Annotated in this window: 16 protein-coding genes and 1 pseudogene; 11 read left to right on the forward strand and 6 right to left on the reverse strand. The window is 38.6% G+C overall.

Translation table 11 applies throughout. From position 1 onward, the window contains the following. Nucleotides 1–376 precede the first annotated feature (376 nt). Nucleotides 377–571, reverse strand: coding sequence for a hypothetical protein (locus MSVAZ_RS21320; RefSeq protein ID WP_229396899.1), 195 nt, complete (start codon nucleotides 569–571; stop codon nucleotides 377–379). Between MSVAZ_RS21320 and MSVAZ_RS21325 the strand changes: the two genes are divergently transcribed. Beyond that, on the forward strand, nucleotides 531–1,175 hold the full coding sequence (locus tag MSVAZ_RS21325; RefSeq protein WP_449288754.1) for a DUF7847 domain-containing protein: 645 nt from the start codon (nucleotides 531–533) through the stop codon (nucleotides 1,173–1,175). The two genes, MSVAZ_RS21320 and MSVAZ_RS21325, sit on opposite strands and share 41 nt — an antisense overlap. A gap of 648 nt (nucleotides 1,176–1,823) precedes the next feature. Here MSVAZ_RS21325 and MSVAZ_RS12420 read toward each other — a convergent pair. Next, complete coding sequence (locus MSVAZ_RS12420; RefSeq protein WP_048121396.1) at nucleotides 1,824–2,732, reverse strand: TIGR00269 family protein; 909 nt, start codon at nucleotides 2,730–2,732, stop codon at nucleotides 1,824–1,826. A 240-nt stretch (nucleotides 2,733–2,972) separates the two neighbouring features. Next, complete coding sequence (locus MSVAZ_RS12425) at nucleotides 2,973–4,097, reverse strand: DUF21 domain-containing protein (protein WP_048121398.1); 1,125 nt, start codon at nucleotides 4,095–4,097, stop codon at nucleotides 2,973–2,975. A gap of 474 nt (nucleotides 4,098–4,571) precedes the next feature. Between MSVAZ_RS12425 and MSVAZ_RS20445 the strand changes: the two genes are divergently transcribed. The 7 genes from MSVAZ_RS20445 to MSVAZ_RS12460 all read left to right on the forward strand — a co-directional run bounded on the left by MSVAZ_RS20445 (nucleotide 4,572) and on the right by MSVAZ_RS12460 (nucleotide 12,289). Continuing rightward, the gene (locus tag MSVAZ_RS20445; protein WP_157206086.1) at nucleotides 4,572–4,874 is read left to right on the forward strand and encodes a hypothetical protein; all 303 of its coding nucleotides are present in this window, start codon (nucleotides 4,572–4,574) and stop codon (nucleotides 4,872–4,874) included. A 159-nt stretch (nucleotides 4,875–5,033) separates the two neighbouring features. Beyond that, nucleotides 5,034–6,512 carry an MFS transporter gene (locus MSVAZ_RS12435; protein WP_048121401.1) on the forward strand — a complete coding sequence of 493 codons (1,479 nt, stop codon included), beginning with the start codon at nucleotides 5,034–5,036 and terminating at the stop codon, nucleotides 6,510–6,512. Between the two features lie 61 nt (nucleotides 6,513–6,573). Then, nucleotides 6,574–7,242 carry a flavodoxin family protein gene (locus MSVAZ_RS12440; protein ID WP_048121403.1) on the forward strand — a complete coding sequence of 223 codons (669 nt, stop codon included), beginning with the start codon at nucleotides 6,574–6,576 and terminating at the stop codon, nucleotides 7,240–7,242. 348 nt (nucleotides 7,243–7,590) lie between these two features. Next, nucleotides 7,591–7,902, forward strand: coding sequence for a glutaredoxin family protein (locus tag MSVAZ_RS12445; protein WP_048121406.1), 312 nt, complete (start codon nucleotides 7,591–7,593; stop codon nucleotides 7,900–7,902). Nucleotides 7,903–8,053: 151 nt separating this feature from the next. After that, nucleotides 8,054–8,557 (forward strand): ferredoxin-thioredoxin reductase catalytic domain-containing protein, encoded by a 504-nt coding sequence (locus MSVAZ_RS12450; RefSeq protein ID WP_231592226.1) that lies wholly within the window; start codon nucleotides 8,054–8,056, stop codon nucleotides 8,555–8,557. Nucleotides 8,558–9,540: 983 nt separating this feature from the next. Next, nucleotides 9,541–11,442, forward strand: a complete 1,902-nt coding sequence (gene gatE / locus MSVAZ_RS12455) for a Glu-tRNA(Gln) amidotransferase subunit GatE (RefSeq protein WP_048121410.1) — start codon at nucleotides 9,541–9,543, stop codon at nucleotides 11,440–11,442. 463 nt (nucleotides 11,443–11,905) lie between these two features. Continuing rightward, nucleotides 11,906–12,289: a response regulator gene (locus MSVAZ_RS12460; RefSeq protein ID WP_048121412.1), complete on the forward strand. Its 384-nt coding sequence runs from the start codon at nucleotides 11,906–11,908 to the stop codon at nucleotides 12,287–12,289. A gap of 181 nt (nucleotides 12,290–12,470) precedes the next feature. On the opposite strand, the pseudogene MSVAZ_RS19640 reads toward MSVAZ_RS12460, so the two are convergent. Together MSVAZ_RS19640 and MSVAZ_RS20450 are read right to left on the reverse strand one after the other, a co-directional pair. Further along, nucleotides 12,471–12,865 (reverse strand): annotated as a pseudogene (locus MSVAZ_RS19640) (IS1 family transposase); the annotation flags it as partial. Then, nucleotides 12,865–13,029 (reverse strand): hypothetical protein, encoded by a 165-nt coding sequence (locus MSVAZ_RS20450; RefSeq protein WP_156151084.1) that lies wholly within the window; start codon nucleotides 13,027–13,029, stop codon nucleotides 12,865–12,867. The pseudogene MSVAZ_RS19640 and the gene MSVAZ_RS20450, both read right to left, overlap by 1 nt. A 1,235-nt stretch (nucleotides 13,030–14,264) precedes the next feature. Here MSVAZ_RS20450 and MSVAZ_RS12465 point away from each other — a divergent pair. Both MSVAZ_RS12465 and MSVAZ_RS12475 read left to right on the forward strand, forming a co-directional pair. After that, the gene (locus tag MSVAZ_RS12465; RefSeq protein ID WP_048124008.1) at nucleotides 14,265–14,849 is read left to right on the forward strand and encodes a YIP1 family protein; all 585 of its coding nucleotides are present in this window, start codon (nucleotides 14,265–14,267) and stop codon (nucleotides 14,847–14,849) included. Between the two features lie 883 nt (nucleotides 14,850–15,732). Next, nucleotides 15,733–16,020 carry a hypothetical protein gene (locus MSVAZ_RS12475; protein WP_229396880.1) on the forward strand — a complete coding sequence of 96 codons (288 nt, stop codon included), beginning with the start codon at nucleotides 15,733–15,735 and terminating at the stop codon, nucleotides 16,018–16,020. Between the two features lie 301 nt (nucleotides 16,021–16,321). On the opposite strand, the gene MSVAZ_RS12480 is transcribed toward MSVAZ_RS12475, so the two are convergent. Beyond that, on the reverse strand, nucleotides 16,322–17,380 hold the full coding sequence (locus MSVAZ_RS12480; protein ID WP_048121418.1) for an acyltransferase: 1,059 nt from the start codon (nucleotides 17,378–17,380) through the stop codon (nucleotides 16,322–16,324). Nucleotides 17,381–18,052: 672 nt separating this feature from the next. On the opposite strand from MSVAZ_RS12480, the gene MSVAZ_RS12485 reads away from it, so the two are divergent. Next, a complete protein-coding gene (locus MSVAZ_RS12485) occupies nucleotides 18,053–18,661 on the forward strand; it encodes a nitroreductase family protein (protein ID WP_048121419.1) in 609 nt (202 codons plus the stop codon). Nucleotides 18,662–18,888 lie beyond the last annotated feature (227 nt).

Genomic DNA, 18,888 nt, shown 5'->3' on the forward strand with positions numbered 1-18,888 from the left:
ACAGATAAACTATAGTATTCAACTGACTTTCACATGGCTTTCACCTAGCTTTCACATGGCTTTCACATGGCCTTCCTCTGGCCTTCACCTGGCCTTCAACTGCTATCACCTTTGTACCGAAAATAAGAGATTATATATTTATCTTCTGCATATGTATTCAAAAATGGTATATGTGAGCCTGCATACCAGCTATACTTTTGCAATCTCTTAGGGTATGTTTGCAAGAGAAATGCAGGAGCACTGCCCTTATAAGTGGAAGGTTACAGCACATGTATGAAGATTTTGGGACAATACTTAACAGAGGATTTTACAGCTGGTTTAGAAATTTAAACATCTGTATTCCATTCATCCTTAATTTTCTGATTAATATGGTTATTTATGTTCTTTTCTTTGGCTTGATGGGCATTTTGCTCTTTACCTCAAATACAGGAAGTATTATCGATCCTGCAACCCTTTCCAACAAGGAAATTTTTTCAATATTATGGAATGGTTTTTCTGAGAACCTCGGTTTGTCCTTGTTTTTGATTTTCGTGTTTTTCTTGTTTGCGTTGCTCGTGCAGTCCTTCTTCACAGCAGGAGCAATAGGGATGGCAAAAAAGGCCTCTGAAACAGGTGATACCGGGATCTTTGATATGCTGGCTTCGAGTTCAAAAAACACCTTCAGACTTTTCCTTGCAGTCCTGTTGATTAACCTGCTTCTGCTTGTAGGAATCATATTTATAGTGCCCGGTGCCTTTGCAATAGGGGACCTGAATACGTTTATTCAAAATCCGGAAGCCTCGGTAAACGGCATGGTAGCGCTAGGCATAGGATTCATTCTCTGGATAGCTTATATTATATTTCTCAATCTCGTACTTTCCCTCAGCAGCTATGCCCTCGTGATTGACGAGCTTGGACCCCTTGAGGCTTTGGGTGAAGGTTTTCGTTTCTTTAAGAGTAATAAGCTGGACGTCTTCCTTATCTGGATAATCACTATCGGACTAGCTCTAATCGATGGATATGTCAACGAATTTATAGACACGGGAAACATCCTGTTTACAGCAATTACATCTCTGGTTCCAATTGCTATTCTGCAACCTCTCACGGCTGTCCTGTGGACACGCCTCTACCTTACCAGAAAAGGAAGAAAGCTCTATGACCCTTCAGATCTGCTCTCCGACCCGGATAGCTTCTGAAAATGAGTTTTTGAAAGGTCTTTTTAAAGGTTAATTTCTTGAAGATATTTCTGAAAGGTCTTTTCTAGAGGTTTGTTTCTTGAAGATCTTTCTGAAAGGTCTTTTCTAGAGGTTTGTTTCTCGAAGATCTTTCTGAAAAGTATTTTCTAGAGGTTTGTTTCTTGAAGATCTTTCTGAAAGATCAATTTTGAAGGATAATTTCTGAAAGATCAATTTTGAAAGATAATTTCTGAAAGATCAATTTTGAAAGATAATTTCTGAAAGATCAATTTTGAAAGATAATTTCTGAAAGATCAATTTTGAAAGATAATTTCTGAAAGATCAATTTTGAAAGATAATTTCTGAAAGATCAATTTTGAAAGATAATTTCTGAAAGATCAATTTTGAAAGATAATTTCTGAAAGATCAATTTTGAAAGATAATTTCTGAAAGATCAATTTTGAAAGATAATTTCTGAAAGATCAATTTTGAAAGATAATTTCTGAAAGATCAATTTTGAAAGATAATTTCTGAAAGATCAATTTTGAAAGATAATTTCTGAAAGATCAATTTTGAAAGGTTAATTCTGAGAGGCTATTAAAAAGTTAGTTCTGAGAGGCTGTGGCTTTTATTTTTATTTTTGTCTTTTTCTGCTTTTGTTTTCTATTTTTAAGCTCGGCCGAGCAATTTGCAGGCCTGGCATACATCTTCAGTACAGGTCTCCCCACAAATCCTGCATTTTCCAATTTTTGCGGGCGGCATTTCCTTAATAAGTGCTCCTACAAGCTTGTCAAAGCCTCTTAACAGGGAATATTTTGTTCCAGGGTGCTTTGCCTCAAAGTTGTTCAGAAGCTCCCTTATTTCTCCTCGAAGGGCTTCTCCTGCATATGGACATTCGCTGAAGTCCACAGGGAGGGAATTCACAAGGGCATAAAGTGCCACTTCTTTCTCAGGGATATTCCTCAGGGGTTTTGCCCTCAAGACCAGGCCTTCGATAGCTGCAGGCGGGGCAAGCCTGGCCATGCGCTCCACATCTCCCCTTAAATGGTTGAGAAGGATCGTCTGGGCTTCATCATCCAGGTTATGCCCTGTGACGAGTTTTGTTGCCCCAATTTCAAGCGCTGTTCTATTAAGAATATTCTTCCTGAGGACGCCACAGTAGCTGCATGCACCTTTTTCCCGGTCCATTGCAGCCAGCTCGTCCATAGTTACCCCGTGTACTTCTGTGAAGGACTTTATGATATGCCTCACCCCGAGCATCTTCGTGAGGTTTTTTGCAACTTCGAGGGAATGGGGGCGGTATCCTTGGATTCCCTCGTCTACTGAAATTGCAACGATTTCAATGTCCGGCCTGTTACCCAGAATTTTGTGCATTATATAGAGGGCAACCGAGCTGTCCTTACCCCCGCTTAGAGCAACAGCTATTACGTCATTTTTACGGACACTATACTCTTTTCGTATTGTCAGTTTGATTTTCCTTTCAACGTCTTCTACAAAATGTTTCTTGCAAAGGTGCATCCCGGAATATTTCTGAAAAATGATGGCTTCATGATTGCATTTTTTACATTTGATTGTCATTTGAATCCTTTTTTCTGCCAATTGTTTGAAAAATACTCTAAATAGCTGAAACCTGACTGACAAACAGATATAATTTTATTATTTTTAATTATTCTGTGCCAGAATTCATTTAGGAAAGGAACCGCTCGTATATATTGCTTTTTATGTATTTTTACGGAAGAGCGTTTTTACAGCTTTTTTGTCTATTTTCGGAATTTTTTCCGCATATTCTCTAATTACTCTCTCTTTTTCGGCTTATTTTCATTCTTTTTTCTGCTCTTCGCTTTCTTTCTTCTTTCCTCTTCTCAAACTTCTTATTCTAGCAACTCCTGGCTGAGAAGGTGGAACAGGCAGTTCACATCCTGATTTCAGATCACATTCTACTACAATTCCCCGCAGCAGCCGGCCCAGAATATCCGAACCCGTAATAATTCTTTTCTCCTGGTCCCAGTAGAGGATAAGATCCTGATCGATCACATCGTCTTCAGGGTATTGCGGATACACCTTAAACTGCCTGATTACTTTCTCAAGCCTGGTCTTGGGAGATCTCACCACAACCGGGAAGTGGCAGTAAGAAAGCGGAATAAATGGGCCTTTCTTGTAGACTGCATCCCTCAGGAAGCCGTCCGCATCAAGAACCATGACAGGCTCGTCCTGAGGGTTGGTAATGATTACCCATTTTTTCCCGGAGGCTTCTATCTTTTGCAGAAATGGATCAGCTGGTTCTCTTTTGAAAGGAGGAAATACCGGACGGTTATTTTCAACCGGGAGCGAGATTATGCTTCTCTGGTCTATTAGCGAGCCCTCATCGGAAATGCTGACATCGTCTATGGAGAGAAAGTTCAGAGCCCCGATTCCCTCAAAAGTGCCAATATCAGACTTTCCCGACTCAATATGCTTTTCGAGCATAATCCGCATGGACTGTTCCTTGAAGAGTTCAAGTTTTTCCCTGCCGAGCCACCAGTCAAGAATAAGGGCTGTAGGCTTGGCTACCGGATAAAGCAACGTCTGGTAGAACCGGACTACAGGGGTTAGTTTCGCTCCTAGTGACAGAGCATTTCGGGAAAAATAAGCCTGAGGTACTATCTCTCCGAAACTGGTGATCACGAAAGTAGAGAAGAGAAAAGCTGAAGCTCCTGTCAGCACGGAACCTGTAAGCTGGGCAATGAGGACATTCACAGCAATATTTCCCCAGAGCAGTGTCGTAAGCAGGAAGTTTGAGTCCCGCCGGATCTGCAAAATTTTGATAGCTTCTTTGCTGCCTGCTTCGGCCTCTATCTCAAGCCTGAGTCTACCAAGGCTGAAAAGTCCAATAGTCATTCCTGAAAAAATAGCGGACTGCATCAGGCAGAGTATGATTAGTATCCAGGTAATAATTTCATTCATTGTGAGTCTATAACCTCTATGATCTTCATATTGGCATAATTTAACATAATTTAAGTTTAATCCATAGGTAAATTATAGGTTAATCCACCAACGATTTTCGTACAAGCATAGGTTTCGGCTTAACCTGTCAATTTTTATAGATTTAACTGAGTCGCAGCCATCTTCTAAATTTGGCTTTCTGGTTTTGCATTATCTCGGCTTGTTGTAAATTTAGCCTTAAAATATAAACTTAACCTTAAGATCTTACCTCGCCTAAACCATTAATTTCTTTTAAACCTTATGCGGTTTTAACAGTACTGAAAGAAAATTTTCGGATAATCTTAATTCTAAGTAGTCTTAATTTAATTATTACTCTATTCTAATAGTTTAATTTGTGTTTTCAAATTTATTGCAACCCATTTTTTTCAAAAGGTTTGATCGAAAATCCCTGGAAACGTTTGGATTTGAAGACCTTATCCCCAAAACCCTATAGGCGTGATCACAACTCTTTTTAAAAAAAGCTTGCCCGCAACCCTTTTCAAAAAAGGCTTGACCGAAAACCCCAAGAACCGTTTGAGTCTGATAACCTTATCCCCAAACCCTATCGGCGTGATCAACCGGCGCAACGGTTGTAGCACAACCCTTTTCAAAAAAAGCTTGCCCGCAACCCTTTTCAAAAAAGGCTTGACCGAAAACCCCAAGAACTGTTTGAGTCTGATAACCTTATCCCTAAACCCTATCGGCGTGATCAACCGGCGCAACGGTTGCTTCAAGACTTTGCTTCAGCGTAATGTTTAATACAACAAATTGTACTAAATGACCGATTAGTCAGCCATAACGAGGAAAAGTATTAATGAAGAAGAGTATCGTCTCTGAAATAATCTATCCTGAGCATAAATCGATTGCGATTTTTCTGACACAAGCCTTAGATAACGACCCTTCTGATAAGTGATACACATGAAAAAAGATACAAATAACGCCGGATCACCTGCCAAAGATCCGGAAATCTGCCGTACACCTGATACTCCTGTTGTCGGCACAGGGAAACAGGTCGTGCTTCTTATTGCTATACTGGCGGGATTTATTACCCCTTTTGACGGTTCGGCAGTAAATATTGCCCTGCCTGCGATTGGGGCCGAATTTCACATGGATGCTATTGCCCTTTCCTGGGTTGCGACTGCTTACCTCCTTTCATCAGCATTGTTTCTTGTCCCTTTCGGAAAAATCGCAGACATTTATGGGAGGAAAAAGATTTTCCTCTACGGTATTACGATCTTCAGTATTTCGTCTTTAATTATGACTATGGCTTCCTCAGCGGAAATGCTGATTGGAGTGCGGGTCGTCCAGGGCATTGGAAGTGCAATGATCTTTGGGACAGGTGTTGCTATCGTTACCTCAGTCTTCCCGCCCGGTGAGCGTGGAAAAGCTCTTGGCACTTACATTACTGCAGTTTACATTGGGCTTTCCGTTGGCCCCTTACTTGGAGGCGCAATGACGCAGTATCTTGGCTGGAGGAGCATCTTCTTCGTAAATGTTCCAATAGGTATTACGGCAATTCTCCTTATCTTATGGAAGATTAAAGGTGAATGGGCTGAGTGCAGAGGGGAAAAGTTCGACCTGATAGGGTCAGTCATATATGGTATAGCGGTAGTTTCAGTAATGTACGGTTTTTCAGTTCTCCCGGACTTTAAAGGGGCTGCCCTCTTAGCTATGGGAACTCTCGGAGTAATTATTTTTGCCCTATATGAAATTAGAACACCTTTTCCTGTCCTTGATATTGGCCTACTGACAAAAAATAGAATTTTTGCCTTTTCGAACTTATCCGCACTAATCAATTATAGCGCTACTTACGCAGTGACCTTTCTTTTAAGCCTCGATCTCCAGTACACGAAAGGCTTCACTCCAGAACATGCCGGACTTATCCTGGTAGCGCAGCCGGTCATCATGGCTATGGTTTCGTCAATTGCCGGTCGGCTCTCTGACAGGATTGAACCTCGGATTGTTGCGTCCGCAGGGATGACATTTACTGCACTTGGGCTCTCCCTTCTAATTTTCCTTACAGAATCAACTCCTCTCTGGCGCCTCATTATTACTCTGATTATTCTTGGTATAGGTTTTGGGCTTTTCTCGTCTCCAAACACGAATGCAATCATGAGTTCTGTCGATAAAAGGTTCTACGGCGTTGCATCGGGAATAAACGGGACTATGCGGCTCCTTGGCCAGATGCTGTCTATGGGTATCGCAATGATGATCTTTGCAATTGTTATCGGTCCCGTAGAGATTACGCCTGAATATTATCCCCAGTTCATTTTAAGCCTGCATTATGCTTTCACGCTGTTTACGGCTTTCTGCATTATTGGAATATTCGCCTCTCTCGTGAGAGGAAAAAGGAACCCTGTAACTGACGCCAGTATCCCAGAAAAAGGCAAAAAATAATACGTTAATCCTGTGTAATTCATGTAATCATTGCGTAACCCATTTAATCTAGGTGGTAATCGTGAAAATTCTTGGAATTAACGCAAGCCCGAAAGGAAATGAAAGCAAGACTCTTCAACTGGTAAAATCCGTGCTCAAAGGCGCGGAGTCAGAAGGTGCCAACGTCGAACTGATAGATCTCTACAAACTGCGTATAGAATACTGCACAGGATGCGGAGCCTGTTATGCGACAGGAGAGTGTCCTCAGATCGATGACTTTGAGGAGCTTCTTGACAGAATTCTGAACACCGATGGAATTGTTTTTGGAGCTCCGAATTATATTAACTCGGTTCCGGCCCCTATGAAAGCTTTTTTTGACCGACTTTCGGATGCTATCCATTGCCAGATGCTGACCGGAAAATTCGGGTGCTCAGTGTCCACAGCAGGAGGAGGCAAGGCTGATGTGGTTGTAGACTATATGAACAGCGTGCTCATGACTCTTGGTGTTACCGTTGTCGGCGGCCTTGGTGTTGCAGTCGGGATGTATCCTTCTGCACTCGAGCAGGCTGCGGAAGACGCCGAAGAGCTTGGTAAAAAGCTGGCAAAATCGATTCGTGGAGAAATAAAATATCCGGAACAGGATGAAATGCATCGCCAGACAACAGAATATTTCTGCCAGCTTGTAAAATCTGATAAAGAGCGGTTTGCCCACGATTATGAATGGTATGTCCGGATGGGCTTGATAAAATAAGAATTATTCGTATTCCTTATCCTGTATGCTTGAAGATGTAGACGAAAACTGGTGTTCAAAAAACTGGTGTTCAAACTTGAAAAGCCGGGCAGATAACAATTTCTTCACACCTTTTTTGGGTTTCAAGGTGAAATTCGATCCGGCTGAAAATTCTTATTTTACTGGTCTTTTCTATTGGCATGTCTAAACTTATATACTTTAGTTTATATTTTCTTATAAGCAATTTATAATACTTGCAGCCTGGCAGAGCTTCAATTTGTCTGAAGGCTCAGATAAAAACGCGCTTTCAAGGTAAAGTAACTCATAGGCATACTGCCATAACTTCATCGTAGCCGGGGGTTTAACAGAATGGATGTATCTACTCTGGATAAAGAAAAAGGAGATCACATTTCCGGAATTGACAAAGGTAAGATTGTAATGTATGGCCTTAGCACCTGCGTATGGTGTAAAAGGACAAAGAAACTGCTTACTGATCTTGGTGTAGATTTCGATTTTATATACGTGGATAAGCTTGAAGGAGAAGAAGAAAACCAGGCTGTTGAGGAAGTAAGACACTTCAACCCTTCAACCTCTTTCCCGACAACTGTTATAAATGGGGAAAAAGCGATTGTGGGTTTTAGAGAAAAAGAAATCCGTGAAGCCCTTGGATTTCAGGGATAAATCAGACTGAAGATTTTGTAGGAAATAATTCGTTTTTCATAAAAACTTTTTTTGAAAAAGTTTTCGATAAAACTTTTTCTCAAAAATTTTTGTTTAAGGGGGAATTGGGCTGAAAGAAGAAGCCGCTGAAGAAGATATAACCGAAGAACTGGTGGACAAAGTCTATAAGCGCTTGAACAATCAGGTTGAAAAATCGGGATATCACCTTAACCCTGACGTTGAGTTCACAAAGGATCTTGTACGGGGCCTGCTCGAGAATGAACGGCGGTACGGCTACTGGTCCTGCCCTTGTAGGCTTTCTGCTAATAACCTGGAAGAGGACCTGGATATTGTCTGTCCCTGCTACTATAGAGACCCTGACCTGAATGACTTTGGAGCCTGTTACTGTGCGCTTTACGTTTCAGACGAGGTTAGCCGGGGAGAAAGAAGCGTAGAATCGATTCCTGAAAGGCGCCCTCCGAAAGAACAAAGGGATGCCGAAAGGGCCGAAGAAAAGAAAAGATCCGAGATGATGGAAACTATGGAATTTACAGGGAAACTTTCAAAACCGGTGTGGAGATGTAAGGTTTGCGGATATCTCTGTGCCATGGACGAACCGCCTGGAGTCTGTCCTATCTGTAAAGCGAAAAAGGAAAGATTTGAACGATTTATGTAAGGTTCAGTAAATTTTTTTCTTTACTGTTTTTCTTTTTAATGGAATTCTCTTCAAATTTAGTGGAGTTTCAACCACGGAAAAAATGGTAACGTCTTCAAATTTCACAGATAGAAGTTTTATAGATAGAAGTAAATTTCAGGTGTTTGCTGAAAATTTAAAAATTTAACTCAATTTAAAAACAACTTCAAGCGATGAATTCAATTTTATGACGATATGATAAAATTGTTGCACATTTTTCAAATTGGAAAATTCTCGATTGAATTTAAAGAGGATACGAGATTTCTTCTGCACAGATCAACACTAAAAATAATTTCAACACTAAAAATAATTTCAACACTAAAAATAATTTCAATGCTAAAAATAATTTTAGAGAAGAATTAATCTACCTGGGAGCAGCCAGCACTTCTTTACTTATTTACTGATTTTATTACTTCGCGAGTCAATTCAATTGCTTCACTTTTAGATTCACTCTTATATACAGAGATACCTTTATACATTTTATAATGCCTTTTACATTTAATTTTCTACTCAATAATTATTCAATTACTCAACAATTGATCAATAACAATTGAAATTGCCAGTGCAGCACCTAAAAAAGCTAAGAAAGGAATCGGGCGCAAAAAGGTTATAAAAGAAGAGAGGAAGTAATTAGCCGAAGGGCTTAAAACCGAAAGGAGAACAAAAAGAGCTGGATTTAAAAGATAAGACTTAAAAGAGAATTAAAAAGGGCTGAAGAGAATAATAAAAATTAAATAAAATTAAGAAAAGGTTACAGAAAATTCAAGGAAAGTTTAAGGGAATTCAAGGAAAGTTTACAGGAAATTCAAGGAAAGTTTAAGGGAATTCAAGGAAAGTTTAAGGGAATTCAAGGAAAGTTTAAGGGAATTCAAGGAAAGTTTACAGAAAATTCAAGGAAAGTTTAAGGGAATTCAATTAAAATTAAAGAGAATTAAGGCGCTTCCTGCTTAGATTCGGGTGAAAATATGGAAAAATATGATTATAGTGAACTTGGGCTGAAAGCCGGACTTGAAATTCACCAGCAGCTGGATTCGAAGGAGAAGCTGTTCTGCAGGTGTCCGACCCTTATAAGGGATGTCAAGGACTCAGACTTCGAGTTTTTCAGGTATCTCAGGGCTACGGAAAGTGAGATGGGAGAAAAAGACAGGGCTGCGGTGGAGCAGACCAAGATCCGGAGGAAGTATATCTATAAGGCTTATGACACGACCTGCCTTATAGAAAATGATGAAGAGCCTCCAAGAGAACTCAATAAGGAAGCCCTGGACATTTCTCTCGGGATTGCAAAACTCTTCAACATGAAGCCTGTCGACCAGATGCATGTTATGAGAAAGATCGTGGTAGACGGGTCTAACACAAGCGGGTTCCAGAGGACTGCTTTTCTTGCAAGTGATGGATTTATTGAAACCTCCCAGGGGCATTGCGGAATTGACAGCCTTTGCGTGGAAGAAGAAGCTGCCCAGAAAGTAGAGGAAATCGGAGACTCGATCATTTATTCCCTGGACAGGCTGGGAATCCCGCTTGTGGAGATCGCAACAGCACCGGATATCAAGTCTCCTCGCCAAGCAAGGGAAGTCGCCGAGCAGATAGGAATGTTCCTCAGGTCTACAGGGAAAGTAAAGAGAGGACTTGGCACGATCAGGCAGGATGTAAATATCTCAATTGCCGAAGGCGCAAGAGTCGAAATAAAAGGTGTTCAGGCGCTTGACCTTATAGAAGATATTGTCCGCAGGGAAGTTGAAAGGCAGTTAAATCTTCTTTTTATCAGACAGGAGCTTATGGAGAGAAAAGCTTTCGTCTGCGAGGAAATCTACGACATAACAGGGCTTTTTGTAGACACGAAATCCAAGGTCCTACAAAAAGGTGTGAAAAAAGGTGCAGTTCTTGCGGCCCTTCTCAGGAAGTTCGATGGGATGGTAGGCAAAGAAGTGCAGCCAGGAAGAAGACTTGGGACCGAATTTTCAGACAGGGCAAAGACTGCGGGCGTTGGAGGGATTTTCCACACCGACGAACTTCCCAACTATGGGATCACCGAAAAAGAAGTCAAGACCGTCCGGGATGCGATAGGCGCATCTGCAGGGGATGCCGTAATAATGGTTGCGGACGAACCTGAAAAAGCCAGGCTCGCAATTGAAGCGGTTATTCAAAGAGCAAAAGAAGCAATTGAAGGAATTCCTGAAGAGACTCGAAAAGCTCTTCCCGATGGAAACACCTCCTATATGCGTCCCCTTCCTGGTGCTGCAAGGATGTACCCTGAAACCGATGTGCCTCAAATCGAAATATCGCAGGAATACTTCGATTCAATTGAGGTTCCCGAACTCCTTACTGAACGAGCGAAACGTTTTGTCTCCGAAAATGGCCTGAATATAGAGCTTGCTGAAAAAATAGCTTATTCAAGGCATCTCCCTCTCTTTGAGGAACTGATAGAGATTTACAAAAAAGATGAAAATGTAAACTCAACCCTCATTGCCAGAACTCTTGTAGGGATCGTTCCTGAAATACGGAGAAACGGGGTAGAGACCGAAAACCTTACGGATGAGCATTTCAAAGGGCTTTTTGCAGCTATTTCAAATCAGGAAATCGCAAAAGAAGCAATCCAGGACCTTTTGGCCGCTCTTGCAAAAGAGCCTGAACTGAACGCGCCGGAAGCGATCTCAAATCTCGGACTCAGTGCTTTTGACCCCGAAGAAGTCGAAAACTTCATTAAGAAAACCGTCAGGGAAAGAGGAGACTTTATCAAGGAAAAAGGTCCGGCAGCTCTTGGTCCCCTAATGGGCATTGTCATGAAGGAATACAGAGGCACTGTTGACGGAAAAATCCTTAGCCAGATGTTGAAAAAAGAATTGGATAGCTTCATTAATCAGGGATAACTCCCTTCTTTTTTCGTTTATCTTTTATCTCTGTTGTTTATTCTTCATTTTTATTCTCTGTTATTTATTCTTCATTTTCATTCTCTGTTGTTTATTCTTCATTTTTATTCTCTGTTATTTATTCTTCATTTTTATTCTCTGTTATTTATTCTTCATTTTTATTCTCTGTTGTTTATTCTTCATTTTTATTCTCTGTTGTTTATTCTTCATTTTTTGTTTTTATTCATTATTTTCTTGAAAAACACTTTTTTACGTCTTCCCATACCTTAATTTTTCTTTCAAGCTCCTATTTATGAAGTAAAAAATAACTTTATATAAAAGATAACTTTTTATATTAATTAAGACATTTATACTAATAGCATTTAGTGGTAGTTGTGGGTGCAATTTTGGTACATAGGAGATGATAAGTGGCGTAATGATCCACAAGAAGGTTGCAAGATAATAACCTCAGGAGAAGATCCCCGTGAAAATACTGCTTGTAGATGATGACCCTTTGTTTTTGGAGCTATCAAAAACCTTCTTAGAAGTCTTTCATGATATATCCTCGGATACTGTAGACTCTGCAAGGGAAGCCCTTCAGAGGCTGGAGAAAAACTCCTATGATGTGGTAGTCTCAGACTATGATATGCCTTTAATGGACGGCATCACGCTCTTGAAAACTATTCGTGACAAAAGGATTGACACTCCTTTCATCCTGTTTACAGGTGTAGGTAGAGACGAACTTATGGACCAGGCAATTGAGAATGGCGCAAATTCTTTTATTCAGAAAATAGGAGACCCAAAAGCTCAGTATTCCGAGCTATCAAAGAGAATCTGGCAGGCTGTAAGTAGCAACGCAGGCTACTAAGAAGAACAAAGTAAGAGCTTTGAACCCTGCGGTAGTTCTTAACAAAATTTAAAATATTTATATCTGTCAATAGCTGTTGCTGGGTCGGTTTTCGAATCTTTTATCTTGACAGGCTTTTAAAGAGCACGACATATAACATACAATTGAGTCCACAATTTCTGCCCCTTTTGCAGGTGTATCCTTTCCCGGTTCGTGGGCACTCCCTCAAAACTCCAAAATGTTTCAAAAGAACTTCTTTATAAAGGTTCAACCCATCTGTGACAAAAAAAGGAATTTTATCTGAAAGATATTTATTAAGCAACTCAACTAACTTCTCTACAAAATACTGTTTTTTCATATACATTTAAAGCTAAATCAATAGTTTGCTCATCTTTGCGAAGATCATGATAAAAAGTGCCTGTATGGTCATTGAATACTTTGCCGCAATGTTGGTAAAGATATCTTCTATTTTTTCCCACGACTTATGTAAGTTCCAGTCCCAGTAATATTGCCTTGACCAGTAAGACCATAGAGCTTGCAGTTTTTGTTCGGACAAGCAACGTCAAAGAATTGTGGCTCTGGACCTCTTTTTCCCATTACTCATTCGGACTTAGAGGGTCTATCCTGAAAAGCAGAATCATGAATAGTGCAGTTACGGTCCCTGTCCCCCATAAAAGTGGGTCTCTGGTAAAAGTCAGGAGCACGCCCATTAACAGCAGTAAAGTCCCAATAGTCAGTAAAATCTTAAATTTTTTCTCCAATTTTTCCCCCTCATTTCCCTTTTGAGTATTAATTTTTAAGTCAGTATCAGGCGCTAAAAAACGTCCAATAATTATTCCTCATAGATAATTGGTTTTCTTTCATTATCTATTTTTTGACATTACTCCTTTGGCTATAAAATCCAGTAAGAATGATGGTTAATATAATTAGAAAGAGATACTTAATCCGGAAATAATACGGCGATGAACATTGGGTTGATAAATGGGAAGCTGAGGTAGCACTGTACTACAGGGTGAAAGAGAAAAATTCAGTTCAAACTTAAAAAAATTCATTTGAATATGAACGGCTTCAAAACCCAGGTAATTTGATGGTTACCGGCTGGTTGGCCAGGGAAGATAGCGTCAACAAATATGACATACTGAAAATATTTTCCTTATGTTTATATACTTTCATGCCGTGCGGCAAGAATCTATGCCATGGTGCGACAAGAAGTTATAAAACGTATTGCTTAGACGCTATCTCTTCCGCTTGAGATAATCCTACTAAGATATGTGTTGATAGTAGCGTCAATATGTGAAGCTCTTAGGACAACGTGGAAAGTCTCTAGTCCAAAACCAGACAATCCGCCATACGTGCCATGAAGAATCAAAAATGAACCACCGCATGAGTCGTCAAGCGTACAAGCGAAACTGGACTAATACGCTTTTGGGTTAGATGGACGGTACGCAATTATTGAAATATAAATTGTTAGATATTTTGGGGATAAGGAATATAAAAGTGTGTAAAAGTTATAACGTTTTGAGTTCAATTGAAGTTTTGCCAAAATCAACGAAATGGCATTAAAAGCAAAAAAATTGCTTAAAATAACTTATTTCATCCAAAAATCCAATCAAATGCCTTTAAAATAGAATCGCAAAATGTAGATGAATATAGAGAGGAATATAGAGTTCAGTGATTAGAGTTCAGTGATAAAAGCCTGATTAAAGATACCTATTGTTAAAAAATTATTTTATGTGATTTTCTTTTACAAATTGAGTGAAAATAAAATAGTAATTACGTGTTGAAAAGTTAACTAGAGAATTTTTCACTATTACACAACTAAAAAGTACCATAATTAAAATTAATGTTAGAATAATTCATTAAATTGAGTTTAAACTGATTTAACCAAATTTTTTAGTAAAATAAATATTATTATCTAATATTATTGAAAAATGAGAAATTTAATCGAAAAATAATAGAACCTCAATTGTATCTAAAATTTCAAAGTGAGATAGCTATGAATTATATCAAAACCTGGAAAGAGGTTATGCTAAGACCTTCTGATTTTTTCAGGAGAATGCAAACAGCTGAAGGATACACTGATCCGCTAATTTTTGCATTAATTAGCATTATCCTAAACGTGTTTTTCTTTACACTGTTCCGCGACGGTATGTTAAGATTTGGTGTTCAGCCTAGCATATTAACATCAAGCACTATGCAGGATTCGGGATCCAACTTTATTATATTTTCGAATATTATTGAACCATTTATTATATGTATCCAATGTGCCTTCATCATGGCTCAGGCATTCAATCTTGCTTCTAAAGCACTTGGAGGAACAGGAAATTACAATAGTACTGTGAATTTCATGCTTTATACAAATGCTCCAGCGGTACTTGCCTGGATTCCTATTCTCAACTTCATCGCTGGAATTTACTATGTATATCTCAACATCGTGGGTGGTATGATTGTACATAATGTAAGCATGAGAAAATCCATAGCGATTCTTCTTCTATCGGTTATACTATTCATTTTATTACTTGCCTTATTGGTTATATTTATCTTATGTATCTATTCAGCGTACGAAAAATATGCCTATTGATATTGATTTTAAGATTTCATTTAGATTTTAAAAAGCAGAGATTTCAGATATGAAAACAGTTATGGCTCCTCGTCATTATCGTGGGTAAGATGAATTTCAATTCACAGCCGTGTTGGATTTTGTGATGGTTATACACAAAAAACAGCGAAGAGCCGATAACAGAAGATTTGGTATTAACTCCCGGAGAGACCAGAAAAAATAGAAATAGTAATACGCTTAAAAAAATAAAGAATAAGACTACGAAAAAAGGGAGGACCAATGCAAGTTACTGCCCGTTTTGAAAAAAGATTACATATCCTCGTGATGGTAGGCTCAGTTCTTAATATCGTACTCATTGTGAAATTATATACAATTTCAGGAGATTGGATCCAGTTGGGGGCGATTGGTGGGTGGCTAGCAGCGTTGATGTACGCGTATCTAGTTCTAAAAAAATGTCCACATTTAGCAGATACAGAAAATTCTTAAGTTTTTGAATGAGCCTATCCCAAAAGTAATGTTATGTTGAAACATCTGCTGAAAATGGGGTACAGGGACGCAGGGGCAGAAATCTTTTTGTTGGTCATTTTCACTTTTCCGTTCATCCTATCAGACTATTTTTATTTCCTTTATGTCTCCTTAGCTGAATCACGCCCGTTCCTTATTTAACGCTGTAAATTCCAGTTGCAACTTCTTAACTTTCTCATACACTCCGAAGAACGAATAAAAGTGCATAAATTAAAATAGTAACAGAAAGTAAGGGTTTGTGACTCTTATGGATTCAACGCATGAAATATATCTCATAGCTGGAGGTCTATCTTTTCTTATACTCCTCCTACTGCTTTTGAATTTGTATAAAAGCAGGCTTATTTCATATTCACTCAGGCTTTGCAGCTGGATCTGCGGGATGGCGATAAGTTCGGACAGTCCCTGGGTTAAGATGCTTGTGCTTCATCTTGTGTTTTTCATTCGACTTCTCATGTATCTTGCTATTGTTTCTCTCGAGCAGGTCGATAAGCTAACTGCCAGAGGACTTTTGAAGCAGTATATCTCAGGTACCAGAATTGTCCTTTCTGAATATACACTCTCTTTCCTTCACTCTTCAAAAGCGATTGAAAGGCATATTCACAGCCTTGAAGCTGAACCCATAAACCGAAAAAATCGATATTTGAGAAAGAATTCTTTAAGAAAATAATCTCTAAGAAAACAAGCTCTTTAAGAAGATAATCTCTTTAAATCAGTTTTCATCTGTATTCGGTTAAGAAATCTGTTAACCATAACATGACTACTTCAATTATCTATTCATTAGGGTTTTCTAAAGGTGTTTTACGTGAAGCAGAATGCCAAATCAGATAACCCGTTTACTCTTAATGCTCATGTTCTGGAAAGAGTGAATAAGTGGGAAGCTCTGATTTCAAGGTCAAAAGTAAAAGTGTGTATGTTTTTACTGTAAAATGTAAAAGTGTAAACAATTAAACAAAATATACCATCAGAGGTTATGGAACAATCTTTTTAAGTAAAGGTACTTTTTGTAAAATCAACACAATAATAAATGATAAAACAACCAGCAAAAACGTCACCAACGGAATTGATACGATTGGGCTTAATACCTTTACCGATAACAAACGTATCCCTGACACTCCGTGTACTATAAAATGTAATAGCATTGGATGGACAAGGTATATTCCCATAGTTGCTCTACCAATTGCGTTTATTAATTTTCCAGATGCCGACCCTATACCTACTGAAAAGCGACTGAATATCGCCTTTATCAATATAAACAGACATGGGGAATAAATTACTGATGTTATGGCAAACAAAACATGAACCGAACCGTAAAAATATTCACTTCGACCAGTAAGATAATAGGTCCCAATGATCGTAACTACTATTGAAACTATAACCAGAAGACTGGATAAGTATACTATTTTCTTAGTTATCCTGGTTTTTTTAATTACATAGCCTATGAAAAAAAAACCAAAATCCCAGGTTGCAGCCACTAAGGGTATTCCATTTCTGTATCCGAGTAATCCTAATAAGCTACTTATGGGCACAAAGAAAAGCCACAATACTAAGTAATAACGTACATCATAAGCACTTGCATGCACCAGGATTCTGCGTAGCAAAGGAGTAATGAGATATAATCCGATGATTACATAGAGGAAGTATAAATGAAAATATATTTTGTTAGCAAATAATTGCTGCACAAAATTAACAGTGAATAAGCTAAGCACATTATAATTATTCTTGAATATCCAATATATCATTGACCATGCCACTAGAGGTATAACGACCTTGCTAAATCGTTTTGAAAAGAATATTTCGTCATCTTCTTGCTTATCCAGCAACAAATAACCGCTTAAGATGAGGAAAATGGGCACCGGAAACCGTATGAATCCGTTATATATGTTTGATGCCCACCAATCTGTAAGTGGGATTTTATTCCAGTAAAAAATAAACGAATCTTCTACGTGAATAGCTACGACGGCAATTATTGCAATAATTCGAATTATATCAATCCAAAGAAGCCGATTGTTTTTAGTAATATTATCCAACTTGTTACCTCTAAAAATTCAAGCCATTTTTATTAATATCCTCTAAAATTTTCTATTACAGACGGCCTCAAAACTCGATTCATTTCTACAATTAGATAATTAACTTGACATTGTTGACTTTAAAATCAGACCGGAAGTTACTCTAAAGTTCAGTTATATATCTGCCTTAAAGCAGGATGAATTATCTCAATTGCAGAATTGACTGTAGTTTTGAGACAGCTTGATTAGTGAAATTTTGTTAACTTAATTTCATACTTATTTTTAAAAATCTGACCTACAACGTACGTTAAGACATATTTAAGTTAAACTGAAAATCCGGTGTGCTTTAAATCTTAAACTATATAAAATGAGAGTGTTTTATCCTGAATTTATTTCGTTTTTTGATTTCGTTTTTTGATTTCTTTTATTACGTAAATATCGTATCCAGATGACCTAATATTTTAATTTAACTTCAATATTTGTTTCTTTTACATAATCGTTCCAAAATACCAAATGAACTGGAGTTTACTCAGCGTTTAACCTTTTACATCGCTTGTTGTTGTATTGTATATTGAACTTCCAAATGGTTTTGAACTTGCGAAATCATTTCAGGATACAACATCGATAAACGTTGTTTTTAATCTGAGATAGCAATTAAATAGATTCGCTCTTTATTCTGTTAATGGTGAGTTCTTGACCGACAATAGCATAACTACCGGAGAAAATATTTCAAATGCAGTGCTAGACAATATTTACCAGCGTCGATCTGTGCGCAACTTTTCTGACAAAGAGGTTTCCGACGAAGTAATCAAAGAGATTATAAGAGCGGGAACATATGCCCCTACAGCCGTGAATAAGCAGCCATGGCGGTTTGTGGTCATAAAAAATAAGCAGCTCATCGAAGAATATGATAAACGTGCTAAGAAAGCTTTCCTTGCTGCATACAAAGATACCGAAAACCCAGAGCTGTCAAAATTTGTGCAATTTTTATCGAAACCGGCAACTCGAATCTTCTATGAAGCGCCTGTTCTCATTTTATTGTTTGCGTCTCCCGATGTTATCAATGAGCATGACTGTTCTCTAGCCGCTGAGAATATGATGCTTGCAGCTCAATCTTTAGGAATCGGCAGTTGCTGGATAGGTCTGGCTGAAGGCCTGGGCTACGATATGGAATTCCTGAAGGAGGTAGGAGTGCCAGAGGGTCATAAGCTTATCGCGCCGCTGATCTTCGGATACCCGGCAAAGCAGAACCTTAAAGCACCTGCTCGTAATGCTGATGTCATATTAAAATGGATAAATTAACCCTCCGAAATAAGGGCATAATATAAATTTCCCACTGTTCGGGTTTACAATATATTTAGAGCCTATCCACAGTGTTTTTATTCACTTATCTTTTTTGAAGAATATGAAAAGAGGGTTGATAGCCGGTGACGATGAGAACCGTTTTTTGGAACGGGGGTGGTGGTGTATATACTTGGGTTGGTTAATACAGTTATGAGAATATGTTCCCGTTCCTGGATATAATAAGT

Source organism: Methanosarcina vacuolata Z-761 (genome assembly GCF_000969905.1).
GTDB classification, from domain to species: Archaea; Halobacteriota; Methanosarcinia; order Methanosarcinales; family Methanosarcinaceae; genus Methanosarcina; species Methanosarcina vacuolata.

What these genes read in the sequence shown, in the direction of transcription:
- MSVAZ_RS12475 (WP_229396880.1), top strand. Translation starts at nt 15,733, where the DNA reads ATGGCGATAAGTTCGGACAGTCCCTGGGTTAAGATGCTTGTGCTTCAT.
- MSVAZ_RS12465 (WP_048124008.1), top strand. Translation starts at nt 14,265, where the DNA reads ATGAATTATATCAAAACCTGGAAAGAGGTTATGCTAAGACCTTCTGAT.
- MSVAZ_RS12435 (WP_048121401.1), top strand. Translation starts at nt 5,034, where the DNA reads ATGAAAAAAGATACAAATAACGCCGGATCACCTGCCAAAGATCCGGAA.
- MSVAZ_RS12425 (WP_048121398.1), bottom strand. Translation starts at nt 4,097, where the DNA reads ATGAATGAAATTATTACCTGGATACTAATCATACTCTGCCTGATGCAG.
- MSVAZ_RS12420 (WP_048121396.1), bottom strand. Translation starts at nt 2,732, where the DNA reads ATGACAATCAAATGTAAAAAATGCAATCATGAAGCCATCATTTTTCAG.
- gatE (WP_048121410.1), top strand. Translation starts at nt 9,541, where the DNA reads ATGGAAAAATATGATTATAGTGAACTTGGGCTGAAAGCCGGACTTGAA.
- MSVAZ_RS12445 (WP_048121406.1), top strand. Translation starts at nt 7,591, where the DNA reads ATGGATGTATCTACTCTGGATAAAGAAAAAGGAGATCACATTTCCGGA.